Source organism: Nocardia wallacei (genome assembly GCF_029869545.1).
Lineage (GTDB): Bacteria > Actinomycetota > Actinomycetes > Mycobacteriales > Mycobacteriaceae > Nocardia > Nocardia wallacei_A.
In genome coordinates, this window is the sequence record NZ_JARWQD010000396.1 from 1 (window position 1) to 21,934 (window position 21,934).

General features: G+C 68.7%; 26 protein-coding genes, 1 pseudogene and 1 riboswitch. Of the genes and pseudogenes, 12 read left to right on the forward strand and 15 right to left on the reverse strand.

What is annotated here, in order from left to right; translation table 11 throughout:
• Positions 1-520: 520 nt before the first annotated feature.
• The 3 genes from QH290_RS37330 to QH290_RS37340 all read right to left on the reverse strand — a co-directional run bounded on the left by QH290_RS37330 (position 521) and on the right by QH290_RS37340 (position 1,778).
• A complete protein-coding gene (locus tag QH290_RS37330) occupies positions 521-1,018 on the reverse strand; it encodes an SRPBCC family protein (protein WP_280388126.1) in 498 nt (165 codons plus the stop codon).
• Complete coding sequence (locus QH290_RS37335; RefSeq protein ID WP_280262878.1) at positions 1,015-1,434, reverse strand: metalloregulator ArsR/SmtB family transcription factor; 420 nt, start codon at positions 1,432-1,434, stop codon at positions 1,015-1,017. Before QH290_RS37335 ends, QH290_RS37330 begins: the two co-directional genes overlap by 4 nt.
• A 68-nt stretch (positions 1,435-1,502) precedes the next feature.
• Entirely contained in the window at positions 1,503-1,778 is a 276-nt protein-coding gene (locus QH290_RS37340; protein WP_280267523.1) for a YggT family protein, read from the reverse strand.
• A 240-nt stretch (positions 1,779-2,018) separates the two neighbouring features.
• On the opposite strand from QH290_RS37340, the gene QH290_RS37345 reads away from it, so the two are divergent.
• The gene (locus tag QH290_RS37345) at positions 2,019-2,738 is read left to right on the forward strand and encodes a haloacid dehalogenase type II (RefSeq protein ID WP_280388128.1); all 720 of its coding nucleotides are present in this window, start codon (positions 2,019-2,021) and stop codon (positions 2,736-2,738) included.
• 25 nt (positions 2,739-2,763) lie between these two features.
• Here QH290_RS37345 and QH290_RS37350 read toward each other — a convergent pair whose 3' ends face one another.
• Positions 2,764-3,321 carry a TetR/AcrR family transcriptional regulator gene (locus tag QH290_RS37350; RefSeq protein ID WP_280388130.1) on the reverse strand — a complete coding sequence of 186 codons (558 nt, stop codon included), beginning with the start codon at positions 3,319-3,321 and terminating at the stop codon, positions 2,764-2,766.
• Positions 3,318-3,641 (reverse strand): DMT family transporter, encoded by a 324-nt coding sequence (locus tag QH290_RS37355; RefSeq protein WP_280267527.1) that lies wholly within the window; start codon positions 3,639-3,641, stop codon positions 3,318-3,320. The genes QH290_RS37350 and QH290_RS37355 overlap by 4 nt, the downstream gene beginning before the upstream one ends.
• A 113-nt stretch (positions 3,642-3,754) precedes the next feature.
• Here QH290_RS37355 and QH290_RS37360 point away from each other — a divergent pair, with 113 nt between their 5' ends.
• Positions 3,755-3,979 (forward strand): HIT family protein, encoded by a 225-nt coding sequence (locus tag QH290_RS37360; RefSeq protein ID WP_280388132.1) that lies wholly within the window; start codon positions 3,755-3,757, stop codon positions 3,977-3,979.
• Entirely contained in the window at positions 3,973-4,179 is a 207-nt protein-coding gene (locus QH290_RS37365; RefSeq protein WP_280267529.1) for a hypothetical protein, read from the forward strand. The genes QH290_RS37360 and QH290_RS37365 overlap by 7 nt, the downstream gene beginning before the upstream one ends.
• A gap of 383 nt (positions 4,180-4,562) precedes the next feature.
• Here the strand turns inward: QH290_RS37365 and QH290_RS37370 are convergent, their stop codons facing one another.
• The 6 genes and pseudogenes from QH290_RS37370 to QH290_RS37395 all read right to left on the reverse strand — a co-directional run bounded on the left by QH290_RS37370 (position 4,563) and on the right by QH290_RS37395 (position 10,240).
• Positions 4,563-4,877 (reverse strand): DMT family transporter, encoded by a 315-nt coding sequence (locus tag QH290_RS37370; protein WP_280267530.1) that lies wholly within the window; start codon positions 4,875-4,877, stop codon positions 4,563-4,565.
• A 126-nt stretch (positions 4,878-5,003) separates the two neighbouring features.
• Positions 5,004-6,116: an ABC transporter ATP-binding protein gene (locus tag QH290_RS37375; protein WP_280388135.1), complete on the reverse strand. Its 1,113-nt coding sequence runs from the start codon at positions 6,114-6,116 to the stop codon at positions 5,004-5,006.
• Positions 6,117-6,126: 10 nt separating this feature from the next.
• Positions 6,127-6,999, reverse strand: a complete 873-nt coding sequence (locus QH290_RS37380; protein WP_280388137.1) for a carbohydrate ABC transporter permease — start codon at positions 6,997-6,999, stop codon at positions 6,127-6,129.
• Entirely contained in the window at positions 6,999-8,015 is a 1,017-nt protein-coding gene (locus QH290_RS37385; RefSeq protein WP_425301798.1) for a carbohydrate ABC transporter permease, read from the reverse strand. The genes QH290_RS37380 and QH290_RS37385 overlap by 1 nt, the downstream gene beginning before the upstream one ends.
• 194 nt (positions 8,016-8,209) lie before the next feature.
• Positions 8,210-9,250, reverse strand: a pseudogene (locus tag QH290_RS37390) (ABC transporter substrate-binding protein); the annotation flags it as partial.
• Positions 9,251-9,256: 6 nt separating this feature from the next.
• Positions 9,257-10,240: a sugar-binding transcriptional regulator gene (locus QH290_RS37395; RefSeq protein WP_280267533.1), complete on the reverse strand. Its 984-nt coding sequence runs from the start codon at positions 10,238-10,240 to the stop codon at positions 9,257-9,259.
• Between the two features lie 70 nt (positions 10,241-10,310).
• Between QH290_RS37395 and QH290_RS37400 the strand changes: the two genes are divergently transcribed.
• A complete protein-coding gene (locus QH290_RS37400; RefSeq protein ID WP_280267534.1) occupies positions 10,311-11,747 on the forward strand; it encodes a mannitol dehydrogenase family protein in 1,437 nt (478 codons plus the stop codon).
• A 30-nt stretch (positions 11,748-11,777) separates the two neighbouring features.
• On the opposite strand, the gene QH290_RS37405 is transcribed toward QH290_RS37400, so the two are convergent.
• The gene (locus tag QH290_RS37405; protein ID WP_280267535.1) at positions 11,778-12,092 is read right to left on the reverse strand and encodes a DMT family transporter; all 315 of its coding nucleotides are present in this window, start codon (positions 12,090-12,092) and stop codon (positions 11,778-11,780) included.
• An 11-nt stretch (positions 12,093-12,103) separates the two neighbouring features.
• Positions 12,104-12,169: riboswitch (guanidine-III (ykkC-III) riboswitch) on the reverse strand.
• A 66-nt stretch (positions 12,170-12,235) separates the two neighbouring features.
• On the opposite strand from QH290_RS37405, the gene QH290_RS37410 reads away from it, so the two are divergent.
• From QH290_RS37410 to ruvB, 5 genes are all read left to right on the forward strand, one after another.
• Entirely contained in the window at positions 12,236-12,745 is a 510-nt protein-coding gene (locus QH290_RS37410; protein WP_280267536.1) for an O-acetyl-ADP-ribose deacetylase, read from the forward strand.
• Between the two features lie 64 nt (positions 12,746-12,809).
• Positions 12,810-13,259: an acyl-CoA thioesterase gene (locus tag QH290_RS37415; RefSeq protein ID WP_280267537.1), complete on the forward strand. Its 450-nt coding sequence runs from the start codon at positions 12,810-12,812 to the stop codon at positions 13,257-13,259.
• A 96-nt stretch (positions 13,260-13,355) separates the two neighbouring features.
• Positions 13,356-13,925, forward strand: coding sequence for a crossover junction endodeoxyribonuclease RuvC (gene ruvC, locus QH290_RS37420; RefSeq protein WP_280267538.1), 570 nt, complete (start codon positions 13,356-13,358; stop codon positions 13,923-13,925).
• Positions 13,922-14,527: a Holliday junction branch migration protein RuvA gene (gene ruvA, locus QH290_RS37425; RefSeq protein WP_280267539.1), complete on the forward strand. Its 606-nt coding sequence runs from the start codon at positions 13,922-13,924 to the stop codon at positions 14,525-14,527. Before ruvC ends, ruvA begins: the two co-directional genes overlap by 4 nt.
• Positions 14,528-14,535: 8 nt before the next feature.
• Positions 14,536-15,624 (forward strand): Holliday junction branch migration DNA helicase RuvB, encoded by a 1,089-nt coding sequence (gene ruvB, locus QH290_RS37430; protein WP_280267540.1) that lies wholly within the window; start codon positions 14,536-14,538, stop codon positions 15,622-15,624.
• Between the two features lie 23 nt (positions 15,625-15,647).
• On the opposite strand, the gene QH290_RS37435 is transcribed toward ruvB, so the two are convergent.
• The 3 genes from QH290_RS37435 to QH290_RS37445 all read right to left on the reverse strand — a co-directional run bounded on the left by QH290_RS37435 (position 15,648) and on the right by QH290_RS37445 (position 17,969).
• A complete protein-coding gene (locus QH290_RS37435; protein ID WP_280267541.1) occupies positions 15,648-16,607 on the reverse strand; it encodes a DUF8017 domain-containing protein in 960 nt (319 codons plus the stop codon).
• A 71-nt stretch (positions 16,608-16,678) separates the two neighbouring features.
• Positions 16,679-17,245 carry a DivIVA domain-containing protein gene (locus QH290_RS37440; protein ID WP_280267542.1) on the reverse strand — a complete coding sequence of 189 codons (567 nt, stop codon included), beginning with the start codon at positions 17,243-17,245 and terminating at the stop codon, positions 16,679-16,681.
• 58 nt (positions 17,246-17,303) lie between these two features.
• On the reverse strand, positions 17,304-17,969 hold the full coding sequence (locus tag QH290_RS37445; RefSeq protein ID WP_280388139.1) for a TetR/AcrR family transcriptional regulator: 666 nt from the start codon (positions 17,967-17,969) through the stop codon (positions 17,304-17,306).
• Positions 17,970-18,006: 37 nt separating this feature from the next.
• Here QH290_RS37445 and QH290_RS37450 point away from each other — a divergent pair, with 37 nt between their 5' ends.
• The 3 genes from QH290_RS37450 (at position 18,007) to secD (ending at position 21,932) form a co-directional block, all read left to right on the forward strand.
• On the forward strand, positions 18,007-19,500 hold the full coding sequence (locus QH290_RS37450) for a flavin-containing monooxygenase (protein ID WP_280267545.1): 1,494 nt from the start codon (positions 18,007-18,009) through the stop codon (positions 19,498-19,500).
• Positions 19,501-19,603: 103 nt separating this feature from the next.
• Complete coding sequence (yajC, locus tag QH290_RS37455; RefSeq protein WP_280267547.1) at positions 19,604-20,014, forward strand: preprotein translocase subunit YajC; 411 nt, start codon at positions 19,604-19,606, stop codon at positions 20,012-20,014.
• Between the two features lie 97 nt (positions 20,015-20,111).
• A complete protein-coding gene (gene secD, locus QH290_RS37460) occupies positions 20,112-21,932 on the forward strand; it encodes a protein translocase subunit SecD (protein WP_280267548.1) in 1,821 nt (606 codons plus the stop codon).
• Positions 21,933-21,934: the final 2 nt, after the last annotated feature.

The window sequence follows — 21,934 nt, forward strand, 5'->3', positions numbered from 1 at the left end:
CCCCTCCTTTCCACCACCCCACCCCCCCCCCCCCCCCCACCCAACCAAACCCCCCCCCCCCCCCCCCCCTTGCCCCCCCCCCCCCCCCCCCCCCGCGGGGGCCCCCCCCCCCACGTCTCACCGGAGTGCAGCCTCCCAACCTTGGCGTAAACCACCTCTGTTCCCGGCGTGCGCCGCCTATTCGCGGCATGCAGCACCCGCCAGACCTGGCGTGGCGCCCTCTACCCCCGGCGTGCCGCGCCCTCTATCTCTGGCGTGCCGCCGTCTATTTCTGGTGTGCGGCGCCCTCTATTCCTGGTGTGCCGCTCTCTGTTTCTGGTGTGTGGCGCCCTCTATCTCTGGCGTGCCGCCGTCTGTTTCTGGTGTGCGGGGCCCTCTATTCCCGGCGTGCCTCCGCCCCTTCTATTCCTGGCGTACGGCCCCTCTATTCCGGGCGTGCCGCTCCTCTATTTCCCGGCGTGCCGCCCCTCTATTTCCCGGCGTGCCGCTTCTCTATTTCCCGGCGTGCTTTTGGCCGGGATCACTGCTCCGCGAGCTGCTCGTAGTACTCCTTCATCGCCGGGTAGTAGTCGTCGAAGTCCGGGAGGTCGTTGTCCGCGCGCGCGGCCACCAAGGCGTCCAGGTAGTACTCCCAGCCGGGGCCGACACCGCTGACGTCGGCGTCCGGATCCAGGTGGTGGGTGAGCCGCAGCTCCGTCGTGCCCGCCCGCTCGGACAGGTGCAGTTCCAGCCGCCAGGTGCCGTGGTCGTCGATGGTGGTCAGGGCCAGGTGCCGCGGCGGTTCGCAGGCGTCGATATGCGCCTCCGTCCAGGGCATGCCGTCCTCGAGGACCAGCTGGATCTTGATGTTGCGACCCGGCCCGCCCTCGCCTTCCCAGGGGCCGAACCAGCGTGCGGTGCGGTCGGATTCGGTGACGCTGGCCCACACGTCGTCGATCGGCGCCCGGAAGGGTCTGGTGAGTGTCAGGTCGCGGCCGGTGGCGGTGCGGGTCAGGCGGCCGGTGGGTGGGGTGGTCATGCGGTGTTCTCCCTCGTGCTGTGCGGATCCGCGGCGCCGGTGCGCGCGGAGGTCGGGAATCGTTGTGGCGCAACGGATTCACGTTGATGGTCGGCGCGGTGTTCGCGGCGCGTCCGGTAGACCTCGGTCGCCAGGGCGTCGAGGCGGTGCTCCCAGGCATCGACTCGGTCGAATGTCGCTATCCACGAGGCGATTTCGTGCAGAGGCTCGGTATTCAGGCGGTAGTACCGCTGCCTGCCCACGAGTTCGTCCCGCACCAGCCCGCTCTCCCGGAGCACTCGCAGATGCCTGCTGATGGCGGGCCTGCTGATGCTGAACTCCGCGGCGATCGCGCCCGCGGTGAGCTGGGTCCCGCGCAGCATCTCGAGGATCTCCCGCCGGATCGGATCGGCGATCGCGCCCGCCACTTCGTCCACACGTAAAGCGTAACGAGTTAGTTACGCGTTTGTCCAGCCCTCGGCCCGGCCGGATCGGCCGGGCGGATCTACAGGCTGAAGGCGATCGAACGCAGGATCAGGACGACGATGAAGACGGCGGTGAAGGCCAGGTCGAGCCCGACATTTCCGATCCGTACCGGTTTCAGTACGCGTCGCACCGGCGCGATCACGGGTTCGGTCGCCGAATGGGTGTACCGGCGCACCTTCCACAACCATCGGGGGCTGTTGCCCAGCATCTCCGCCCAGTCCACGATCAGGCGGGCGATGAGCAGCAGCAGGAAGATCGTCAAGACCCACCCGAGCAGGGTTCCGAGCAGACTCATGCCGTCACCTTCCCAACCGGCCCCGCACCGCGGGGCGCAATAGCGATAATTCGCTGTCCTACCAGTATCAACGCCGGGCAGCGCGAGAAAGTGCCCGGCGGTGGAACACGATGTCGGCCCGGCGGGTCGCCGCTCTGCTCCGGTGCCGGATTACCCCATCCGCCACTGGCGAGCGGATACCGTACGTACGGTGGTCCGGGACGGGTGGCGGTGCCGGGATGATTCGGAAGGAGACGCACGATGACCGAATTCGACAGCGACAGTGTGCAAGTGGTGGCCTGCGACGTCTTCGGCACCACGGTGGACTGGTTCACCGGTGTTGCCGAACAGGCGGGCGCCGAATTCCGTTCGGCGGGTGCCGATCTCGACGCGGGAACCTTCGCCGAAGAGTGGCGCGATATGTATCTGCCTGCGATGCAACGGGTTCGAGACGGCGAGCGGCCGTGGGCCTATCTCGACACTCTGCACCGGGAATCGCTGGACACGCTGCTCGACCGCCACGGCGTGGCACTGGACGAGGCCGCGCGCGCCCGGCTGGTTCGGGCCTGGCATCTGCTGCCCGCCTGGCCGGACGCGTTCGCGGGGCTGGGCCGCCTGCGTGCGCGGTACACCGTGGCCGCGCTGTCCAACGGCGGGTTCGCGCTGCTCACCCGCCTGGTCAAGAACGAGGGACTGCCCTTCGACTGCGTCATCTCCGCGGAGCTCGCGCGCTCCTACAAACCGGCCCCGGAGGTATACCGCACCGCCGCGAGCCTGCTCGACGTCGATCCCGGCCGGGTGCTGATGGTCGCCGCGCACATCTGGGATATCGACGGCGCTCGCGCCGCGGGCCTGCGCACCGCCTTCCTCGAACGCCCCGGCGAGAAGGGCCCGCACCGCAAGGCGGACCTCGCCGAAAGCACCACCGGCGACCTGAAAGTCACGAGTTTCTTCGAACTCGCCGACCTGTTGGGCTGCTGAACCACCAGGGCGTCAACGATTCCGATCAATCCCGCAGGGCGGCTATGGCCGTGACGCCCGCGGTCAAGGTGTCGATATCGACCGGATCGTCGGTGACCAAGGCGTGCACCAGGATTCCGTCCAGGTAGACGGCGATAGCGCGGGCCGCACGGGGTCCGACCCGGGGTGCCAGGACCTCGCCCAGGCCGTCGGACCACAGCCGGGCCAGCGGCCGAAGTTCGGGGCGGTGTGCCGCTGCGGCGTAGAGCTCGTTCAGGCTGCGGTGGCGATCGACGTCGGCCACGGTCTCGGCGACGAAGCCGGCCAGCGTGGCCGCCAGATCGTCGGTGGTGGCCAGGTCTTGATTCCATTGCTGCAGCGCCCGCACCGAGACATTCGCGGCGTGCCGCAGGCCGAGCCGGATCAGTTCGTCGAGATCCTTGAAGTAGTAGGTGGTGGACCCGACCGGCACCCCGGCCACCTCGGCGACCCGCCGGTGCGTGACTCCGGCGACGCCCCGTTCGGCGATGACCCGGACCGCGGCCTCGATGATGGCGCGCCGCCGCCCCTCCGGATCGCGAGCGCGCCGCGCGGGCCGGGTCAATGGGCACCCGCCAGGTTCAGGGTCACGACCCCCGCGATCACCAACGCGACGCCCACGACCTTGGCGACCGACAGCGGCTCCTGCAGAAACAGCACACCCACCAGCACGATCGCCGCGGTCCCCACGGCCGACCACACCGCATACGCCACGCCCATCTGCAGTCCCCGCGTGAGCGCCTGCGCCAGCAGCGTGAACGACGCGGCGTACCCGGCCAGCACCACGAGCGTCGGCCACAACCGAGTAAACCCCTCGGTGCTCTTCATCAGACTGGTAGCGATCACCTCGACCACGATCGCACCGGCAAGAAGCAGATATCCCACGGCCCATCCTCTAGTGCGCAAACGTACATGTACAAACGTACACTAGCTCCTGCCCCGGAATTGCCCGCGGCATCAACCCCTTTCGCTTCGCCGGTTGCGGCATGATCCCAGAGATGGACCGGGTACCCTTCGACGTCGACGACTACGAGCGCCGGGTCCGTTCGAGCCCGTGCTTCATCTGCGCGATCGTCGCCGGTGTGCACGACTCCACGCTCGAGCGGATCGTCGCGGAGGACAGCGAGAACGTCGCGTTCCTGTGCCGGTATCCCACCCTGGTCGGACATGTCCTCGTGGCGCCGAAGTCGCACCGCGAGCGTCCGAACGGACCTATGTGCTGAGTCTCGGTAGTCGGCAGGGCAATTCGCACCTGCACTGGCATATCGCGCCGCTGCCGCCGGGCGTGCCGTATCGCGAGCAACAGTTGCATGCGCTGGCGGCCGAGAACGGGGTGCTGGCGTGGTCGCAGCAGCAGGCGGATGAGTTGGCGTGCGAATTGCGGGTGGTGCTGGGGACTTCGGGCGCCACGCCGCCGGGGTGATTGCAAAACGGGCGGGTGTTGCGCAGGGTTGGCGGGTATGTCCGTTGCTTGCCCGTCCTGCTCGTGGCCGTCGCCCATGCACGTGTCTTCGCATGGTGCGGTTCGTTATTTACGGTGTGTGTGCGGGAAGTGGCTTGCCGCACACGGGGGTGGGGTGAGCGTGATCGCGGGACGGGGGAGCTGTGCTAGGTCCGCGCCGGTCGCGGACCATCTGGAACTCATTCCGCTCAGCGGGGATTCGTCCACTACGGCGGAGTAGCAGTCTCGAACCTCATGGGGCAGCGGACTTTCGTGCCGGAGTCCGGGCTCAGGTCGGCCGATCATCGGCGAACCACGGGCGGGAGGTCCGTATTCGGGTGAGAGTCCGCTGGACGTGGAGACGGTCAGTGGAAGAGCTTTAGTCCCACGACGCCCGCGATGATCAGCAGCAGGCACAGGATGCGGGGCAGGCTGGTGGATTCCCCGAGCCAGACCATCCCCACCAGTGCGGTCCCGACCGCCCCGATGCCGACCCACACCGCGTACCCCGTCCCCACCGGGATCTTGTGCAGTGCCAGCCCCAGCCCGCCCATGCTGAGGGCCAGCGTGACCACGAAGATCACCGTCGGCAACGGTTTGCTGAACCCGTGCGACTTCTCCAGCGCAATCGCCCACGCGGTCTCCATGAATCCCGACACCACGAGCAGAATCCAGGTCATGGATGCCACGGTAGGCGACCGCGTGGTCGCCTCCGGGGATTTAGGTCTTCGCCGAACATTCGCCCGCCATGGTCGCCGCACGCGCGCGGGGGATGTTGGGCCTGGTTTGCGGCCGGAATGTTGGGATTATTTGCCTACTCGATCTCCGGTTGCCGGGTCGAAGACGTGTACGGCGGTGGGGTCGGTGACTCGGAGGGTGACCGATTCGGCGAGGTGGGCCGGGGTGCGGTGGGGGGAGCGGGCTACCAGGATCGGTGAATCGCTGTCGAGGGTCGGTTCTGGGGCGTCGGGGAGGCGGCTGTAGACGAATGATTCGCTGCCCAGTTCCTCCACCAGTTCCACGGTGACGACGAAACCCGTTCCGTCGCGGCGTAGTTCGAGGTGTTCGGGGCGGATGCCGATCGTTACGCGGGCCAGACCGGCCGCGGCGATCGCGGTCATGCGGTCACGCGGCAGCTCCACCGTGGTGCCCGCGAGGTCGACGCCGCCGGTCACGACCGGCACCGTGCACAGGTTCATCGACGGGGAGCCGATGAACCCGGCGACGAAGGCGTTGGCGGGCCGGTCGTAGAGTTCGGCCGGGGTGCTGAACTGCTGCAGGCGGCCGTCGCGCAGCACCGCCACCCGGTCGCCCATCGTCATGGCCTCGACCTGGTCGTGGGTGACGTACACCGTCGTGGTGCCCAGCCGCCGCTGCAGCGCCGCGATCTGGGTGCGGGTCTGCACGCGCAGCTTGGCGTCGAGATTGCTGAGCGGCTCGTCCATGCAGAACACCCGCGGCTCCCGCACGATGGCGCGGCCCATCGCCACCCGCTGGCGTTGCCCGCCCGACAGTTTCGCCGGTTTGCGGTCCAGGAACGGCGTCAGCCCGAGCAGTTCGGCGGCCGCCGCGACCCGCTTCTTGCGTTCGGCGACTGGAACTTTCATCATCTTCAGCGCGAAACCCATGTTCTCGCCGACGGTCTTGTTCGGATACAGCGCGTAGTTCTGGAACACCATGGCGATATCGCGGTCCTTCGACGGCACCCCGACCATGTCCCGGCCGTCGATGCGAATGGATCCGGCGTCGATCTCCTCCAGCCCGGCCAGCATCCGCAGCGCGGTGGACTTGCCCGACCCGGACGGCCCGACCAGGACGATGAACTCGCCGTCGTCGATATCGAGGTCGAGCGCGTCGACCGCGAGGGTGTCGGCGCCGGGGTAGACACACGAGGCTCGGTCGTAATGGATTGTGGCCATGGTCTTTTCCTTACTTGATGGCGCCGAAGGACAGGCCGCGCACGAGCTTGTTCTGCGCGAGCCATCCGGCGAGGACGACGGGGAGGGCGGCGAGCACCGCCGCGGCCGACAGCCGCGCCCAGTACAGCCCCTCGCCGGTGATGAAGCCGACGAGGAACACCGGCATCGTCTGGGCCTGCACGGCGGTCAGGTTCACGGCGAAGAAGAATTCGTTCCAGGAGAAGATGACGCAGATCAGCGCGGTCGCGGCGATCCCGGGCGAGACCAGCGGCAGGATCACCTCGCGCACCGCGGTCCACAGGCTCGCGCCGTCCATGCTCGCGGCCTCGAGCAGCTCACCCGGAACCTCCAGGAAGAACGACCGCATCATCCACACCGCGATCGGCAGGTTCATGGCGGTGTAGAGCACCACCAGCGCCCAGATGTTGTCCAGCAGGCCGATATCGCCGACGATCACATACAGCGGCACGATGGCCGCCACGATCGGCAGCATCTTGGTGCCGAGGAAGAACATCATCGCGTCGCGGGTGTTGCGCACCGGCCGCAGCGACAACGCGAAGGCGGCCGGAATGCCCAGGGCCAGAACGACAATGGTGGACATGGCGGTGGCGAAGGTGGAGTTCAGCAGCGCCGTGCCGATGCCGCTGTCGAGGACGGCGGAGAACTGGTCCAGGGTGGGGGTGAACAGCAGTTTCGGCGGATCGGTGTAGGCGTCGCCCTCCTGCTTGAACGCCGTGAGCACCATCCACAGCACCGGGAAGAACATCCCGATGCCGACCACCCACGCCAGCACACCCCAGAGCATGCCGGGGCCCCAGCGCCGCTTGCGCGCCGGAATTCGGTGTGCGGCAGTCGTTTCGACGGTGGGAGCGGTGGTTGTCATCACGCCGCCTCCTCTTTCCCGGTGAAGGATTTGAACAGCAGTCGCAGCGCGAACGTCGCGACAACGGTGGTGGCGATGACGGTGACCACGCCCATGGCGGCGGCCTGGCCGATGTCGAAGCCGAGGAAGGCGCGCTGATAGATGTAGAACGGCAGGTTTGAGCTGGCGATGCCCGGCCCGCCCGAGGTCATCATGTACACCGCGTCGAAGGTGTTGATCAGGTATATAGCGCCCAGTACGGCGCCGAGTTCGATGAACCGGCGCAGATGCGGCAGCGTGAGTTCGCGGAAGATCTGCAGGGAGTTGGCGCCGTCGACGCGCGCGGCCTCGACGACATCGCGCGGCATCGACTGCAGCCCGGCCAGGATCAGCAGCATCATGAACGGCGTCCACTGCCACACCAGGTCGGCCATGACCGCGGGCAGCGGATACCTGCTCACCCAGTCGATCCGGTCCACCCCGAACGGCCGCAGCACGAAGTTGATCAGGCCGAAGACGGGATCGAGCATGGTCGTCTTCCAGATCAGCGCCGCCGCAACGGGTGTCACGAGGAACGGCGTGATCAGCAGGGTGCGCACGATGCCGCGGCCGAGGAAGGCGCGGTCGAGCAGCAGCGCCAGCAGCAGTCCGAGCACCACCGCCAGGAGCACCGTCCCGACGATCATGATCACCGTATTGAGCGTGACCTGCCGGAACTGACTGTCGCGGAACACATCCACGTAGTTCTGCAGGCCGATGAACTCCCGGGAGCCGGGCCGCACCAGATTCCACGACTGCGTCGAGTAGAACAGCGTGAACACGAACGGCACCTGCGTGACCACGACGAGGAAGATCAGCGCGGGCAGCAGCGGCCCGCGGCGACGCCAGGTATCGGACATGACTACTGATTCCCTCGATACGACTTGCCGACGGTGTCGGCGTACTGCTGGGCTTGTTCGAGCGCGTCGCGGACGCTGATCCGGCCCGCGACCGCGGCGCTGATCTGCTGGCTCACCCGGGTGCCCAGATCCTGGAATTCGGGAATGGTGAGGAACTGCACGCCGGTGTACGGAACCGGTTGCACCGTGGGATGTTCCGGATCCGCGCCCGCCATGGCCGACAGCGTGCGCTCCCCGTACGCCGTCGACGTCTCGCGGTATTCGGGGATCTGGTAGGTCGACAGGCGGCTCCCCGGCGGCACATGCGACCAGCCGAGCCGCTCGCCCACCATGCGGATGTACGGCTTGCCGGTCATCCACGAGATGAATTTCCATGCGGCGTCGGGCTTGTCGCTGGAGGCCGGGATTCCCAGCGACCAGGTGTACAGCCAGCCGGAGTTGGGTTTGCGTGCCACGGGGGCGGGTGCGTAGCCGATCTTGCCGACGACCTTGCTCGAATCCGGATCCTCGAGCACCGACACCGCGGAGGTGGCGTCGTACCACATGGCGGTGTTGCCCTGCGACAGCTGCGTCGCGCATTCGCTGAAACCACTGGTGGAGGCGCCGGGTTCGCCGTGTGCGCGGACCAGGTCGACGTAGAACTGCACGGCGCGAACGACTTCCGGACTGGTCAGCTGGGCATTCCACCGCTCGTCGAACCAGCGGCCGCCGAAGGTGTTGATGACGGTGTTCAGCGGGGCCAGCGATTCGCCCCAGCCGGGCTTGCCGCGCAGGCAGATTCCCGACCGACCGTCCGTGTCGAGCTTGGCGGCGAAGCCCGCCACCTGATCCCACGTCGGGTCCGCGGGCATGGTGAGTCCGGCCTGCTCGAACAGGTCCTTGCGGTACATCAGGAACGACGACTCGCCGTAGAACGGCACCGAGTACATATTCCCGTTGTAGGACAGCGACTTTCGCAGCGACGGAATGAAATCCTCGGTGTCGTAGCCGGGCGTGCGGCGCGCGTGCTCGGACAGGTCGACCAGCCAGCCGTTGGCCGCCCACTGCGGGGTCTCGAAGTTGCTGATCATCACCACATCGAATTCGCCGCCGCCGGTGGCCACCGATGCGGTGATCTTGGCGCGCGCCTCGTTCTCCGACAGCGAGACGAATTTCAGCTTGGTGCCCGGATTCTCGCGTTCGAATTCGTCCGACAGCGCGATGGCGTCCTGCATCTGCGAGTTGGATACCATCGCGATGGTCACCGTGTCGCCGCCGCCGGAGGTGAACGATCCGGCGCCGGCGCAGCCGGTGAGCGTCAGCGTGATCGTGACGGCAACGGCGGCAAGCATTCTCATGCGTCCGGGTTCGTGCCGGGGGCCGTGGTCGGTCATCGGGCGCTACCCCTCCTTCTGTTCGAGCAGCCACCGGGCGCAGTCGACGTCGGTGACGAGAATCGAGGCCAGGCCCCCGCGCAGCGCGCCCAGGACGGCCTCGTGCTTGTCCGGCCCGCCCGAGATCAACAGTGTTGCGGGACAGGCGCGGACGGCCTCCAGGCTCACCGACACCGTGCGGGCGGCCAGCGGTCCGGCGACATCGCCGCCGTCGGCGCGGAAGAACCGGCCGCCGATCTCGCCGACGGCGCCCAGCGCGCGCAGTTCGCCGAGCAGCGCGGTGTCGAGATAGCTGCCCTCGAACAGGGTGGTGGCGGTGGAGACCGGGCCGACGCCGAACATCATCACCTGGGCCTCGCGGCCCATCGCCATGGCGCGGCCGAGTACCGAATCCTGTTCCAGCGCGGTGACGGTCGCCGCGTCGGCGTACAGCGGGGCGTGCAGCCGGACCGCGGTGGCCCGCAACCGGTCGGCGCAGCGACCCAGGGTGTAGTCGACGCCGGTCTGGTAGTCGGAGGAGGTCATCGAGCCGTCGAGTTGGACGACCGTGGCGCAGCGGGCGGCATGCGTGCGCAGTTCGCGCGCGATCGCGATCGTCTCGGGGCCCCAGGTGAATCCGAGCGTGTCCGAGGGCCGCAGTCGGCGCGTCAGCACGCCGACCGCGGCACGTGCCAGGGGCTGCAGGCCGGAGGCCGAACCGTCGGGCGCGTCCCCGAGAACGACCGCCTCCGTGAGTCCGAAGCTCGCCTCGAGGTCGCGCTCGAGATCGGTGTGGACGGCCGCGCTCAGCTCGTCGGGGACGGAGATCTCGATGCGCACCAGGCCCTGGGCGCGGGCCCGGGCGATGAGCCGCCCCGCGGTGGGACGCGAAACCCCCAGCTTCGCAGCGATTTCCGCTTGCGTGGCGCCCTCGAGGTGGTAGAGCTGCGCGGCGCGGAGCGCGAGCCGGACATCGTCCGGATGCGGCGGCCTGGAGGACTCGGGTGCCACGGCACTCCTCGATGAGTGATCATATGCTCACAGTGTGAGCTGTTGCTCAGATCACGGTACCATCGAAAATGTGACACAGACAACACTTTCGCGACCCGGCTACGACCGCACCGGATTGACCAGCGGGATCGTGCATTTCGGGGTCGGCGGGTTCCATCGCGCCCATCAGGCGATGTATCTGGACCGGCTGCTGGAACGCGGGGGTTCGCGCGAGTGGGCGATCTGCGGGGTCGGTGTGCTGCCGGGCGACCGCGCCATGCGAGATGCGCTGGTATCGCAGGACTTCGAGTACACGCTGTCGGTGGTCCGGCCCGACCGCTGGGAGACCCGGATGATCGGCTCCCTCGTCGACTACCTGTACGCCCCCGACGATCCGGAGGCCGTGCTGGACAGGGTCGCCGATCCGGCGACGCGCATCGTCTCGCTGACGATCACCGAGGGCGGGTACGGCATCGCCCCGGGCACCGGCGAATTCGATGCGCAAGATCCGGGGATCGCCGCGGACCTGGTGCCGGGCGCCCGGCCCGCCACCGTGTTCGGTTTCGTGGTGGAGGGCCTGGCGCGGCGGCGAGCGCGCGGGCTCGCGCCGTTCACGGTGATGTCGTGCGACAACATCGAGGGCAACGGCACGGTGGCGCGGCGAGCGTTCGGTTCCTTTGCGCGGCTGCGGGATCCGAGCCTGGGGGAGTGGATCCAACGGCACGTCCGGTTTCCGAACTCCATGGTGGACCGGATCACTCCGGCGACACCGGCGGAGGCGTCCGCCGAGATCGCGCGACGCTACGGGGTGCGGGATCGGTGGCCGGTGCTGACCGAGCCGTTCACGCAATGGGTGCTGGAGGATTCCTTCGGGCTCGGCCGCCCGGCGCTGGAGGAGGTCGGCGTGCAGATGGTCGACGATGTGGCGCCGTACGAGTCGATGAAGCTGCGGCTGCTCAACGCGAGCCATCAGGCGCTGGCGTACTTCGGTCGTCTGTGCGGTTACCGGATGGTGGACGAGGCCGCCGCGGATCCGCTGTTCGAACGATTCCTGGTGCGCTACATGGTCGATGAGGCCACGCCGACGCTGCGCCCGGTGCCGGGCGTCGACCTCGCGGGTTATCGCCGCACACTGCTCGAGCGCTTCGCCAATCCTGCCATCGGCGACACCATCGCCCGCCTGTGCGCCGAATCCTCCGACCGCATCCCGAAGTGGGTGCTGCCGGTGATCCGGGACCAGCTCGCGATGGGCGGCGAGATCCGCTGCGCGACAGCCATTGTCGCGAGCTGGGCGCGGTATGCCGAGGGCGTCGACGAACAGGGCGCGCCGATCGAGGTCGTGGATCGCCTGCGGGATCGCCTGGCCCCCTTGGCTCGCCGCCAGCGAACGGAACCCACCGCCTTCCTCACCGATCCTGTCTTCGGCGACCTGTCCGAGCAGCCGGAGTTCGTCCGGTGTTACACCGACACCCTGCAATCGCTACACACCAAGGGCGCCCGCGCCACGCTCACCGAGCTGCTGGGTTGATCGGGCTGAGTCGGAAATGATGCTGCGCGGTCAGTGGAGGAGTTTGAGGCCCGTGACGCCGCCGACGATCATGGCGAGGAACACGACCTTCAGCGCCGTTACCGGTTCCTCGCCGGTGACCATGGCGAAGACGACGGTGAGGACCGCGCCGATGCCGACCCAGACCGCGTAGGACGTGCCGACGGGTAGGTCGCGCATCGCGAAGGCCAGGCCCGCCATGCTCGCGATCAGCGCGACGAAGAAGATCACCGACGGACCCAGGCGGCTGAATCCCTCCGACCTGCCCAGCGCGGTCGCCCAGACCGCCTCGAGGACGCCGGAGAGGACCAGAACGAGCCACGACATCACAGCCTCCGACCGTGCCGTCTTGTCGCACACCGGGTACGGCACCCTCGTCCGGAAGCCCCCTTGCCGGGCTCATCTCCAAGCTGTCACACCCCACACCGGGCGGCAATGTCGACCCCGTCACCATCGCGCAGAATGGCGGCATGGCCGACATCGTGTTGATCCAGGGCGACATCACCGAACAGGACGCGGACGCCGTGGTGAACGCGGCGAACTCCTCGCTGCTCGGCGGCGGTGGCGTGGACGGGGCGATCCATCGCCGGGGCGGCCCGGCGATCCTGGCCGAATGCCGGGACCTGCGCGCCTCGCGGTACGGCAGAGGCCTGCCCATCGGGCAGGCGGTGGCGACCACCGGCGGGAACCTGCCCGCCCGCTGGGTGATCCATACGGTCGGACCGGTCTGGTCGCCCCGGCAGAACCGCTCGGTGCTCCTGGAGTCCTGCTATCGCCAATCGCTGCGGGTGGCCGACGAACTCGGCGCGCGGACGGTGGCGTTCCCCGCGATCTCGACCGGCAGCTACGGCTGGCCGCTCGACGACGGCGCCCGGATCGCCGTCCAGACCGTGCGCGAGGCCGACACCGCCGTCACCGAGGTCCGGTTCGTCCTGTTCTCCGCCGACGCCTACGAAGCCTTCGCCACCCACCTCGGCTGACCCACGGGACAGGCGGCGCGAAAACCGGGCGAGACTTGTCGGTGCCGTCTGCGAGGGTGGTGGCGTGGCGAACTCGTACGAACCCTTCTCCATCCGGATCGATGTCCGGATCTGCGACGTCGATCCGCAATTGCACGTCACCGGCGCCGCCTACCAGCAGTACGCCGACCACGCACGCTTCGAATGCGTTCAGGCCGCGGGCATTTCGGTGGACGAGTTGCTGCGCGCGGGCCTGGGCCCGGTCAACCTGGAAACCACCATCCGCTACCACCGCGAACTCCGCGCCGGCGACAGCGTCGACGTCACCTGCTCCTGGACCTGGTCCGACGGCAAGACCTACCGGGTCGAGCACACCCTCACCCACAGCGACGGCGAGGTCGCGGCCACGGTGCGCCACGTCAGCGGCCTGCTCGACCTGAACACCCGCAAGCTGGTCCCCGACCCGGCCGCGGAGTGGGCCCGCCGGGCCACCGACCCCACCCTCCTCGGACTGCCCGCCTGGATGCAGGTCTGAGAGTGCGTGGTGCCCGGGCCGTGTCGGTGGCCGGTCGGCGGCGCACCCTCCGTTAGACTTCGAACAACTGTTCGCGGACGTGGAGGGGTGCTTGTCGTGCGGGTGATGGGTGTCGACCCCGGGCTCACCCGGTGCGGTCTGAGCATTGTCGAGGGCGGGCTCGGGCGGCAGGTCACGGCACTGGATGTGGACGTGGTCCGCACCCCCGCGGAGATGGATCTGGCCGAGCGGCTGATGCACGTGGCCGACGCCGCCGAACACTGGATGGATACGCACAAGCCGGTCGCGGTCGCGATCGAGCGGGTGTTCTCCCAGCACAACGTGCGCACCGCGATGGGCACCGCGCAGGCCGGGGGCGTGATCGCGCTGGCGGCGGCGCGCCGCGGCATCCCGGTGGCCTTCCACACCCCGAGCCAGGTGAAGGCCGCGGTCACCGGGAACGGTTCCGCGGACAAGGCTCAGGTGACGGCGATGGTGACCCGGATCCTAGGCTTGCAGACGGCGCCGAAACCGGCCGATGCCGCGGACGCGCTGGCGCTGGCGATCTGTCACTGCTGGCGGGCGCCGATGCTGGACCGGATGGCGAAGGCGGAGGCCCTGGCGGCGCAGGCGCAGCGCAAGTACGCGGAAAAGCTTGCCCGGCAACGAAAGGCGGTAACCCGGTGATCGCGTCCGTGCGCGGCGAGGTGCTCGAGATCGGCCTCGACCATGTGGTGCTCGAGGCCGCGGGCGTCGGGTACCGCCTCAATGCCACACCCGCCACGCTGTCGGCCCTCACCCGCGGCGACGAGGCACGGCTGTACACGGCGATGATCGTCCGCGAGGATTCGATGACGCTGTACGGCTTCGGCGATACCGAGGCCCGCGAGCTGTTCGGCCTGCTGCAGACCGTCTCCGGCGTCGGGCCGCGGCTGGCCATGGCGGTGCTGGCGGTGCTGGAGCCCGAGGCACTGCGCAAGGCACTGGCCGAGAGCAATGTCGCCGCGCTCACCCGGGTCCCCGGCATCGGCAAGCGCGGCGCCGAACGCATGGTGGTGGAGCTGCGGGACAAGGTGAATCTCGTTCCGGTGCAATCGGGTCCGCCCGGCGCCGGTCCCGCCCCGGTCGTCACGCCGGTGCGCGATCAGGTGGTGGAGGCGCTCACCGGGCTCGGATTCGCGGCCAAGCAGGCCGAGCCCGCGGTCGACGGCGTGCTCGCCGAGCAACCCGATCTGGACACGTCCAGGGCGCTGCGTGCGGCGCTGGCCGTGCTCGGTAAGAACAAGTAGGGCAGCGCATGACCGAGCCGGACCACGACGACACCGAATCCCAGGTCACCGCGAGCTATCTGCGCTCCGACGGCGAGATCGAGGCGAGCCTGCGCCCGAAGTCCCTCGACGACTTCATCGGCCAGCCGCGGGTCCGCGAACAGCTCGCCCTGGTGCTGCGCGGCGCCAAACAGCGCGGCGGCACACCGGATCACGTGCTGCTGTCCGGCCCGCCCGGCCTCGGCAAGACCAGCATGGCGATGATCATCGCGGCCGAACTCGGTACCGCCCTGCGGATCACCTCCGGTCCGGCGCTGGAACGCGCGGGCGATCTGGCCGCCATGCTGAGCAATCTGGTCGAGGGCGATGTGCTGTTCATCGACGAGATCCACCGCATGGCCCGCCCGGCCGAGGAGATGCTGTATCTGGCCATGGAGGACTTCCGCGTCGACGTGGTGGTCGGCAAAGGCCCCGGCGCCACCTCGATTCCGCTCGATATCGCCCCGTTCACCCTCGTCGGCGCCACCACCCGCTCCGGCGCGCTGACCGGTCCGCTGCGCGACCGCTTCGGCTTCACCGGCCACATGGATTTCTACGAACCCGAGGAGCTGCGAGGGATTCTGGAGCGCTCCGCCACGATCCTGGGTGTCCGGCTCGAGATCGACGCCGCCGCCGAGATCGCGGGACGCTCGCGCGGCACGCCCCGCATCGCCAATCGCCTGCTGCGCCGCGTGCGCGACTACGCGGAGGTACGCGCCGACGGCGTGATCACCCGCGAGATCGCGCATGCCGCCCTGGCCGTCTACGACGTGGACGACCTCGGCCTGGACCGCCTCGACCGCGCCGTCCTGGCCGCCCTGGTGCGCAGTTTCGGCGGTGGGCCCGTGGGTGTTTCGACGCTGGCCGTGGCGGTGGGGGAGGAGTCCACGACCGTCGAGGAGGTGTGCGAGCCGTTCCTCGTCCGCGCGGGTATGGTCGCCCGCACGCCGCGCGGGCGTGTCGCCACCGCCGCCGCGTGGGAGCACCTGGGCCTGGTCCCGCCGCCCGATCTGGTCTTCGGCTCGATCGAGGTCCGCGGCCGCGAACCCCACCCGACCCTGGACCTGTTCGACTCCTGAGCGGCGGGATCGGGTGGCGGTGCTCAGAGCACGCGCACGCTGGAGTAGATCTGGCGGGCCAGTTCCGGGGTGACCTCCCCGGGCACGCCGCGGTCGGCGGCGATGGTCAGGACCAGCATCGGGTTCTGCGGGCCGGGGAACGCGAAGGTATAGACGGTGAATTTGCTGGTGGTGCAGGCGGAATCGTCGGCCTTCCACGTGCCCGAGGTCTCGATCAGCTGACCGGCGATCCCGCTGGTGGTGGTCAGCGGCGCCGGTGCGGTGGCCGCGGCGTCCGCCGGATCGTTGAAGCCGTACGCGGCGGCCATCTTCCCGACGTCGGTGGCGGCAGCGGCGGCATCGGGCAGGTCCGAGCGGCTGACGAAGGTGATCGTCCGATTGGACGACGCGCAGTAGTCCTCGCCGTCGACGGTCGTGCCGGTGCCGGAGATCCGGTTGCCCTGATCGTCCTCGAAGCCGCGGATCATGGTCTCGGTGTCGACCTTCCAGCCCGCCGGAACGTCGTAGGCGATCCCGCGCGCGGGCACCGCGACACCCTGGAAGCCGGGAATGACCGCGGTGGTCGTCGAACTGCGCCGGGCGGTGGTGGGCGGCGCCGACGTGGCGGTCGTGGGCCGCGCCGCGCTGGTCGTGCGGGCGGTCGAAGTCGCTGCGGCGGCGGGCTTGTCGTCGCGCGAGGACTTGCTCACCAGCACGAGACCGGCCGCCACGGCCAGTACCACCACGACCATGCCGACGACGAGCGCCACGATCGGCCCGGTGTTCCGGCGTGGCGGCGGCGCACCGTACGGCATCGGCTGATAGTTCCCCGGATACGGCTGTTGCGATTCCAGTGCCGGGTACTCGTATGCCTGCGGGGCGTCCAGCGGCGGATACTCGTACGGCTGCTGCTGGTGATACCCGGGAGGCGGGGCGGGATGTGGCTGCCCGGTGGGCTCGTATCCCGGAGCCGGTCGTTCCCACCACTGCCGATCGTCTGTCATATCCTCTGTCCCCTCGCGCGGGCCGCACCACGATCGGCCCGTGGTTTCACACACGCGGGGGACATCGTATGTCAGGCGCCGGGTTCGCCCCCGGTCTCCTGCGCCGCCAGCGTCCGGACCACGACATCGAGGAAGGAGTCGACCTCCTCGATGTGATAGGCCGCGGTCCCGGCGTGCGCCAGGCCGAAATTGGCGTTGTGGACCTCCGCGCTGGTCAGGCCGCTCGGCCCGTCGTGGGCCAGCGTGGCGGCGAGCCGGTTCAGGAACAGGGCTACCTCGTCGGCGGCGTAGCCGGGCTGCCCGTGCGGCGGCGCCGAGAACCGCAGGCGCTGCACATCCTCCGGGGTGAGCAGGGTGGTGTCGCCGAACGGATGCGGCTTGGTCCCGCGCCGCGCGAATTCCAGATCCGTGCAGACCCGGTCGAGATAATCGTCGACCTGGTCGCGGTCGTAGCCGCGATGACCGAAGGCGGCGGTGGCGAACTCGTGCTCGCGGATCTCGGTGGCGGTCAGCAGGCCCCGGCCGTGGAACGCCTCGGCCACCCGATCGCAGAAGGCGTCGACCTCCGCGGCGTCGTACCCGCGGTGACCGAACGGAGCCCGGCCGAACCGGACCCGACGCGCATGCTCATCCGTCACGCGCTCATTCTGACAACAGGTCACGCAGGCAAATGTTACCCGGGTCACATCCCGGTGCTCACTCCCTGCGCACGCCGTCGATCAGCAGCCGCCGGATCGCCTGCGCGAGACCCTCGGCCGCCGCCTCGTCGGGATCGCGCAGGCCGTGGATGATGGCGGCGAGCAGCATGCCCGTGACCGCCTTGGCGGTATGGGTGGTGTCCAGGTCGGCGCGCAGATATCCCCGCTCGACGCCGTGCTCGAGATATCCGGCGGTGAGCGCGTCGGCGGTATCGAGCAGCCCGTACAGCCGCAGGGTCAGCTCGGAGTCGATGCCGGTCGCCTGGAACAGCAGCAGCTGCGAGACCCGGCGATCGTCGAGGAAGATCCGGTTCAGCGCCGCGCCGATGCGCTCGAGCTGGGCGCGGTACTCGTCCAGGCTGGTCGCCGCGTCGGGGGCGTTGTCGGTGCCCAGCGAGTCGATGATGCGGGCGGCCAGATCGTCGATGACGTGGTCGATGATGTCGCGCTTATTGGCGAAATAGCGGTAGAACGTGCCGTGCCCGATCCCCAGCTGCGACGCGATATCCGCGATTCCCGTTGCGTGATAACCCTTTTCGGCGAAGCAGACGAAGGCGGTGTCGATGATCTCCTGCCGGAGCTCGGCCTTGCGACGCTCGAGATGTGTAGATGGCTTCGGCACGGGGCCGATGATACGGTGTTCCGGACCGGAATGATGTGTCATTCTGTAATAGGTACTTCGGGTAACAGGGAGGTTCGGCGTGGCACCTCGATACGACGCCGTGGTCGTGGGAGCCGGATTCGGCGGAATGGGCGCGGGCATCGAGCTGGATCGGCTCGGCCTGGGCAATTTCGTGATCCTCGAGCGCGAGGACGATCTGGGCGGTACGTGGCATGTGAACCGGTACCCGGGGCTGTCGGTGGACATCGCCTCGGTCACCTACTCGTACTCGTTCGAGCCGAATCCGCACTGGTCGCGGCTGTTCGCGCCGGGTGCGGAGCTGAAGAAGTACGCCGAGCACGTCGCGGACAAGTACGATCTGCGCCGCCGGATGCGGTTCGGGCAGACCGTCGGCGGCGCGCGCTGGGACGAGGAGGAGCAGCAGTGGGTGGTGTCGATCGAGGGCGGTGAGACGCTGACGGCCCGCTACCTGCTGGCCGCCACCGGATTCCTGTCCCAGCCCTACACCCCGCCGTTCCCGGGGATCGACTCGTTCGCGGGCAAGATCATCCACACCACCGCGTGGGAGCAGGACTTCGATCTGACCGGCCGCAGGGCCGCGATCATCGGCACCGGTGCCACCGCCGTGCAGCTGGTACCGGAGGCCGCGAAGAAGGTGTCGGCGCTGACGGTGTTCCAGCGCACCCCGATCTGGGTGGTGCCCAAGGTCGACACCAGGATCCCGAAGCCGGTGCAGGAGCTGTTCGCGAAGGCGCCGCTCACGCAGAAGGCGGCGCGCATGGTGAATACCGGCGCGCTTGAGCTGCTCATGGTGGCCGGGGTGCTGCACTACAAGCAGGCCAAGCTCGGTAACAAGGGGGCCGCGCTGCTGGCCAAGGCGCATCTGCGCGCACAGGTGCGCGATCCGGAGACCCGGCGCAAGCTGACGCCGCACTACGACTTCGGCTGCAAGCGGCCCACGTTCTCCAACACCTACTTCAAGACCTTCAACGAACCGCACGTGCGGCTCGAGACCGCTTCGATCGACCATATCGAGCCCGACGGCATCGTGACCGCCGACGGGCACAAGACCGAGATCGATACGCTGATCCTGGCCACCGGATTCAACCTGTGGGACGTGAACTTCCCGGCCATCGAGATCATCGGCCGCGACGGGGTGAATCTCGGAAAGTTCTGGCGCGACAACCGGTTCCAGGCCTACGAGGGCATCACCGTGCCCAAGTTCCCGAACTTCCTGAGCCTCAACAGCCCGTACTCCTACAGCGGCCTGTCCTACTTCACCACCATCGAGGCGCAGATGAAGCACATGGGCCGGTTGTTCGGTGAGATGTTCCGCCGCGGCGAGCAGGTGTTCGAGGTGACCGAGGCGGCCAATACCCGTTTCCTCGACTACGTCACCGAGAAGCTGAACTCGTCGGTGTTCTACGGCGGCAGCTGCGCGAGCGCCCGCAGCTACTACTTCAACCAGCACGGCGAGGCCGCCCTGCTGCGCCCCAACAGCACTCCCGCCACCCACCGCCAGGCCGTCAGCTTCCCGCTGGAGGACTACACCTACGGCGAGACGGCGGCGTAATCGGTGGGTGCAGGGTGTGCCGGTGTGGCGGTATTGCGGGGGACTGGCAGACTGTGTGGGTAAACACCCATCCCAACCCACAGACTAGGGACCGACTACGACGATGGAACTGCTGTTTCCGCTGCTGCTGGTAGCCCTGCTCGTGCCGATGTTCCTCGGTGTCCGCCGTCAGAAGCGGGAGGCACAGAAGGTCGCCGAGATGCAGGAATCCCTGAAGATCGGCGATCGGGTCACCACCACGTCGGGTCTGTACGGCACCGTGGTCGACGCGGACGACACCACGGTCGACCTGGAGATCGCCGAGGATGTCGTCACGACGTGGCTGCGTGCCGCGATCCGCGACGTCCGTGCCGACGAGACCGAGACCTCGACCACCGAGTCGGCCGACTCCACCACGGATGCGGCCGACGCCACCGACGCGGCCGAGACGCCCGAGGCGACGACGGCCGAGCCCGCCAAGCCCGCGGTGGACGAGCCGGTCGAGAACACCAGCACCAAGCTCGGTAAGGACTGACCGCACGCGCCATCGCACCGCCGCCGGGATGTGCGGTGCGGTGGCGCTGGCGCATGCCCGCACGTTCCACCTCGACACCGCCTAGGAGATAAGTACTGTGCCACCTTCCAAGGGAACGGGGCATCCGCTGCGGTTGCTCGGCGTCTACGCCGTGCTGTTGGCCGTGATCTACGCGCTGGTGTTCTTCACCGGTGACAAGTCGCCGGAGCCCAAGCTCGGCATCGATCTACAGGGCGGTACCCGGGTCACGCTCACCGCGCGGACACCGGACGGCAGCAAGCCGAGCCAGGACAGCCTGAAGCAGGCCCAGCAGATCATCGAGTCCCGGGTCAACGGTCTCGGGGTGGCCGGTTCCGAGGTCGTCATCGACGGCGACAACCTGGTGATCACGGTGCCCGGTGAGGACGGCCAGCAGGCCACCGCGCTGGCCACCACGGCCAAGCTCTACATCCGCCCGGTGCTGAACTCCAGCCAGGGCGGCGCGGGCGGTGCCGGTGGCCTCGGCGGCGCGGGCGGCCTCGGCGGTGCCGGTGACCTCGGCGGCCTCGGTGGTGCGGGCGGCGCCGGTGGCCTGCCGCAGCTGCCGCCGGGCGCGCAGACCGATACGGGCCTGCCGCCGGATGCGGAACAGCCCGGCCCGAACGAGCAGCCCGCCCCCGGCGAGCAGCCCGCCCCGAACGGCGGCGCGGCGCAGAATCGTGTCTTCCCGGCCCAGGCGCCCAGCGAACCGGCGCCCCCGCCGGAGTCTCCGGCGCCGACCCCCGCACCGACTCCCGGTGCGCCGCAACCGGATCCGAACCTGACCCCGCAGCAGCAGACGCAGCAGGAGATCGCCACCGCCAAGGCGCTGCGGCAGAGCTCGGATCCGCAGGTCCTGCAGCTGGCCATGCAGACCATGGACTGCAGCAAGCCCGATCCGCTGGCCGGTAACGACGATCCGAACCTGCCGCTGGTCACCTGCGGCACCGACGGCGTGGTGTATCTGCTGGACAAGAGCCGCATCGACGGCCAGGACATCAAGGACGCCAGCGCCTCGTTCCAGCAGCAGCAGTCGCGCTGGGCGATCGATCTGACGTTCAAGAACAGCGACCCGTGGGCCCAGCTCACCGGCGAGTACCTGCAGAAGCAGGTGGCGTTCACGCTGGACTCCAAGGTGATCAGCGCGCCGGTGGTGCAGCAGGGCCCGCAGCAGGGCGGCAGCACCCAGATCACCGGGCAGTTCACCTCGCAGTCGGCCAAGGAACTGGCCAACCAGCTGAAGTACGGCTCGCTGCCGCTGTCGTTCTCCACCTCGGAGGCGCAGACGGTGTCGGCGACCCTCGGCCTGTCCTCGCTGCGCGCGGGCCTGATCGCCGGTGCGATCGGCCTGGTGGCGGTGCTGCTGTACTGCCTGGCCTACTACCGGATGCTCGGCTTCCTGGCCGGATTCTCGCTGATCGCAGCGGGTTTCGCGGTGTACGGCATCATCATCCTGCTGGGCCGGTGGATCAACTTCACGCTGGACCTGGCCGGTATCGCCGGTCTGATCATCGGTATCGGTATGACCGCCGACTCGTTCGTGGTGTTCTTCGAACGAATAAAGGACGAGATGCGCGAGGGCCGAAGTTTCCGCTCGGCCGTCCCGCGCGGCTGGGCCCGGGCCCAGCGCACCAACCTGTCGGGTAAGACGGTCAGCCTCATCGCCTCGGCGGTGCTGTACATCCTGGCCGCCGGGCAGGTCAAGGGCTTCGCGTTCACGCTCGGCCTGACCACCGTGCTCGACGTGATCGTGCTGTACCTGGTCACCTCGCCGCTGATGATGATGGCCTCGCGCTCGCCGTTCTGGGCCAAGCCCTCGGTCAACGGCCTCGGCGCGGTGCAGCAGCTCGCTCGTGAACGCAAGGCGGCCGCCGGCGTGCTGGTCGGAAAGGAGTCGTGAGG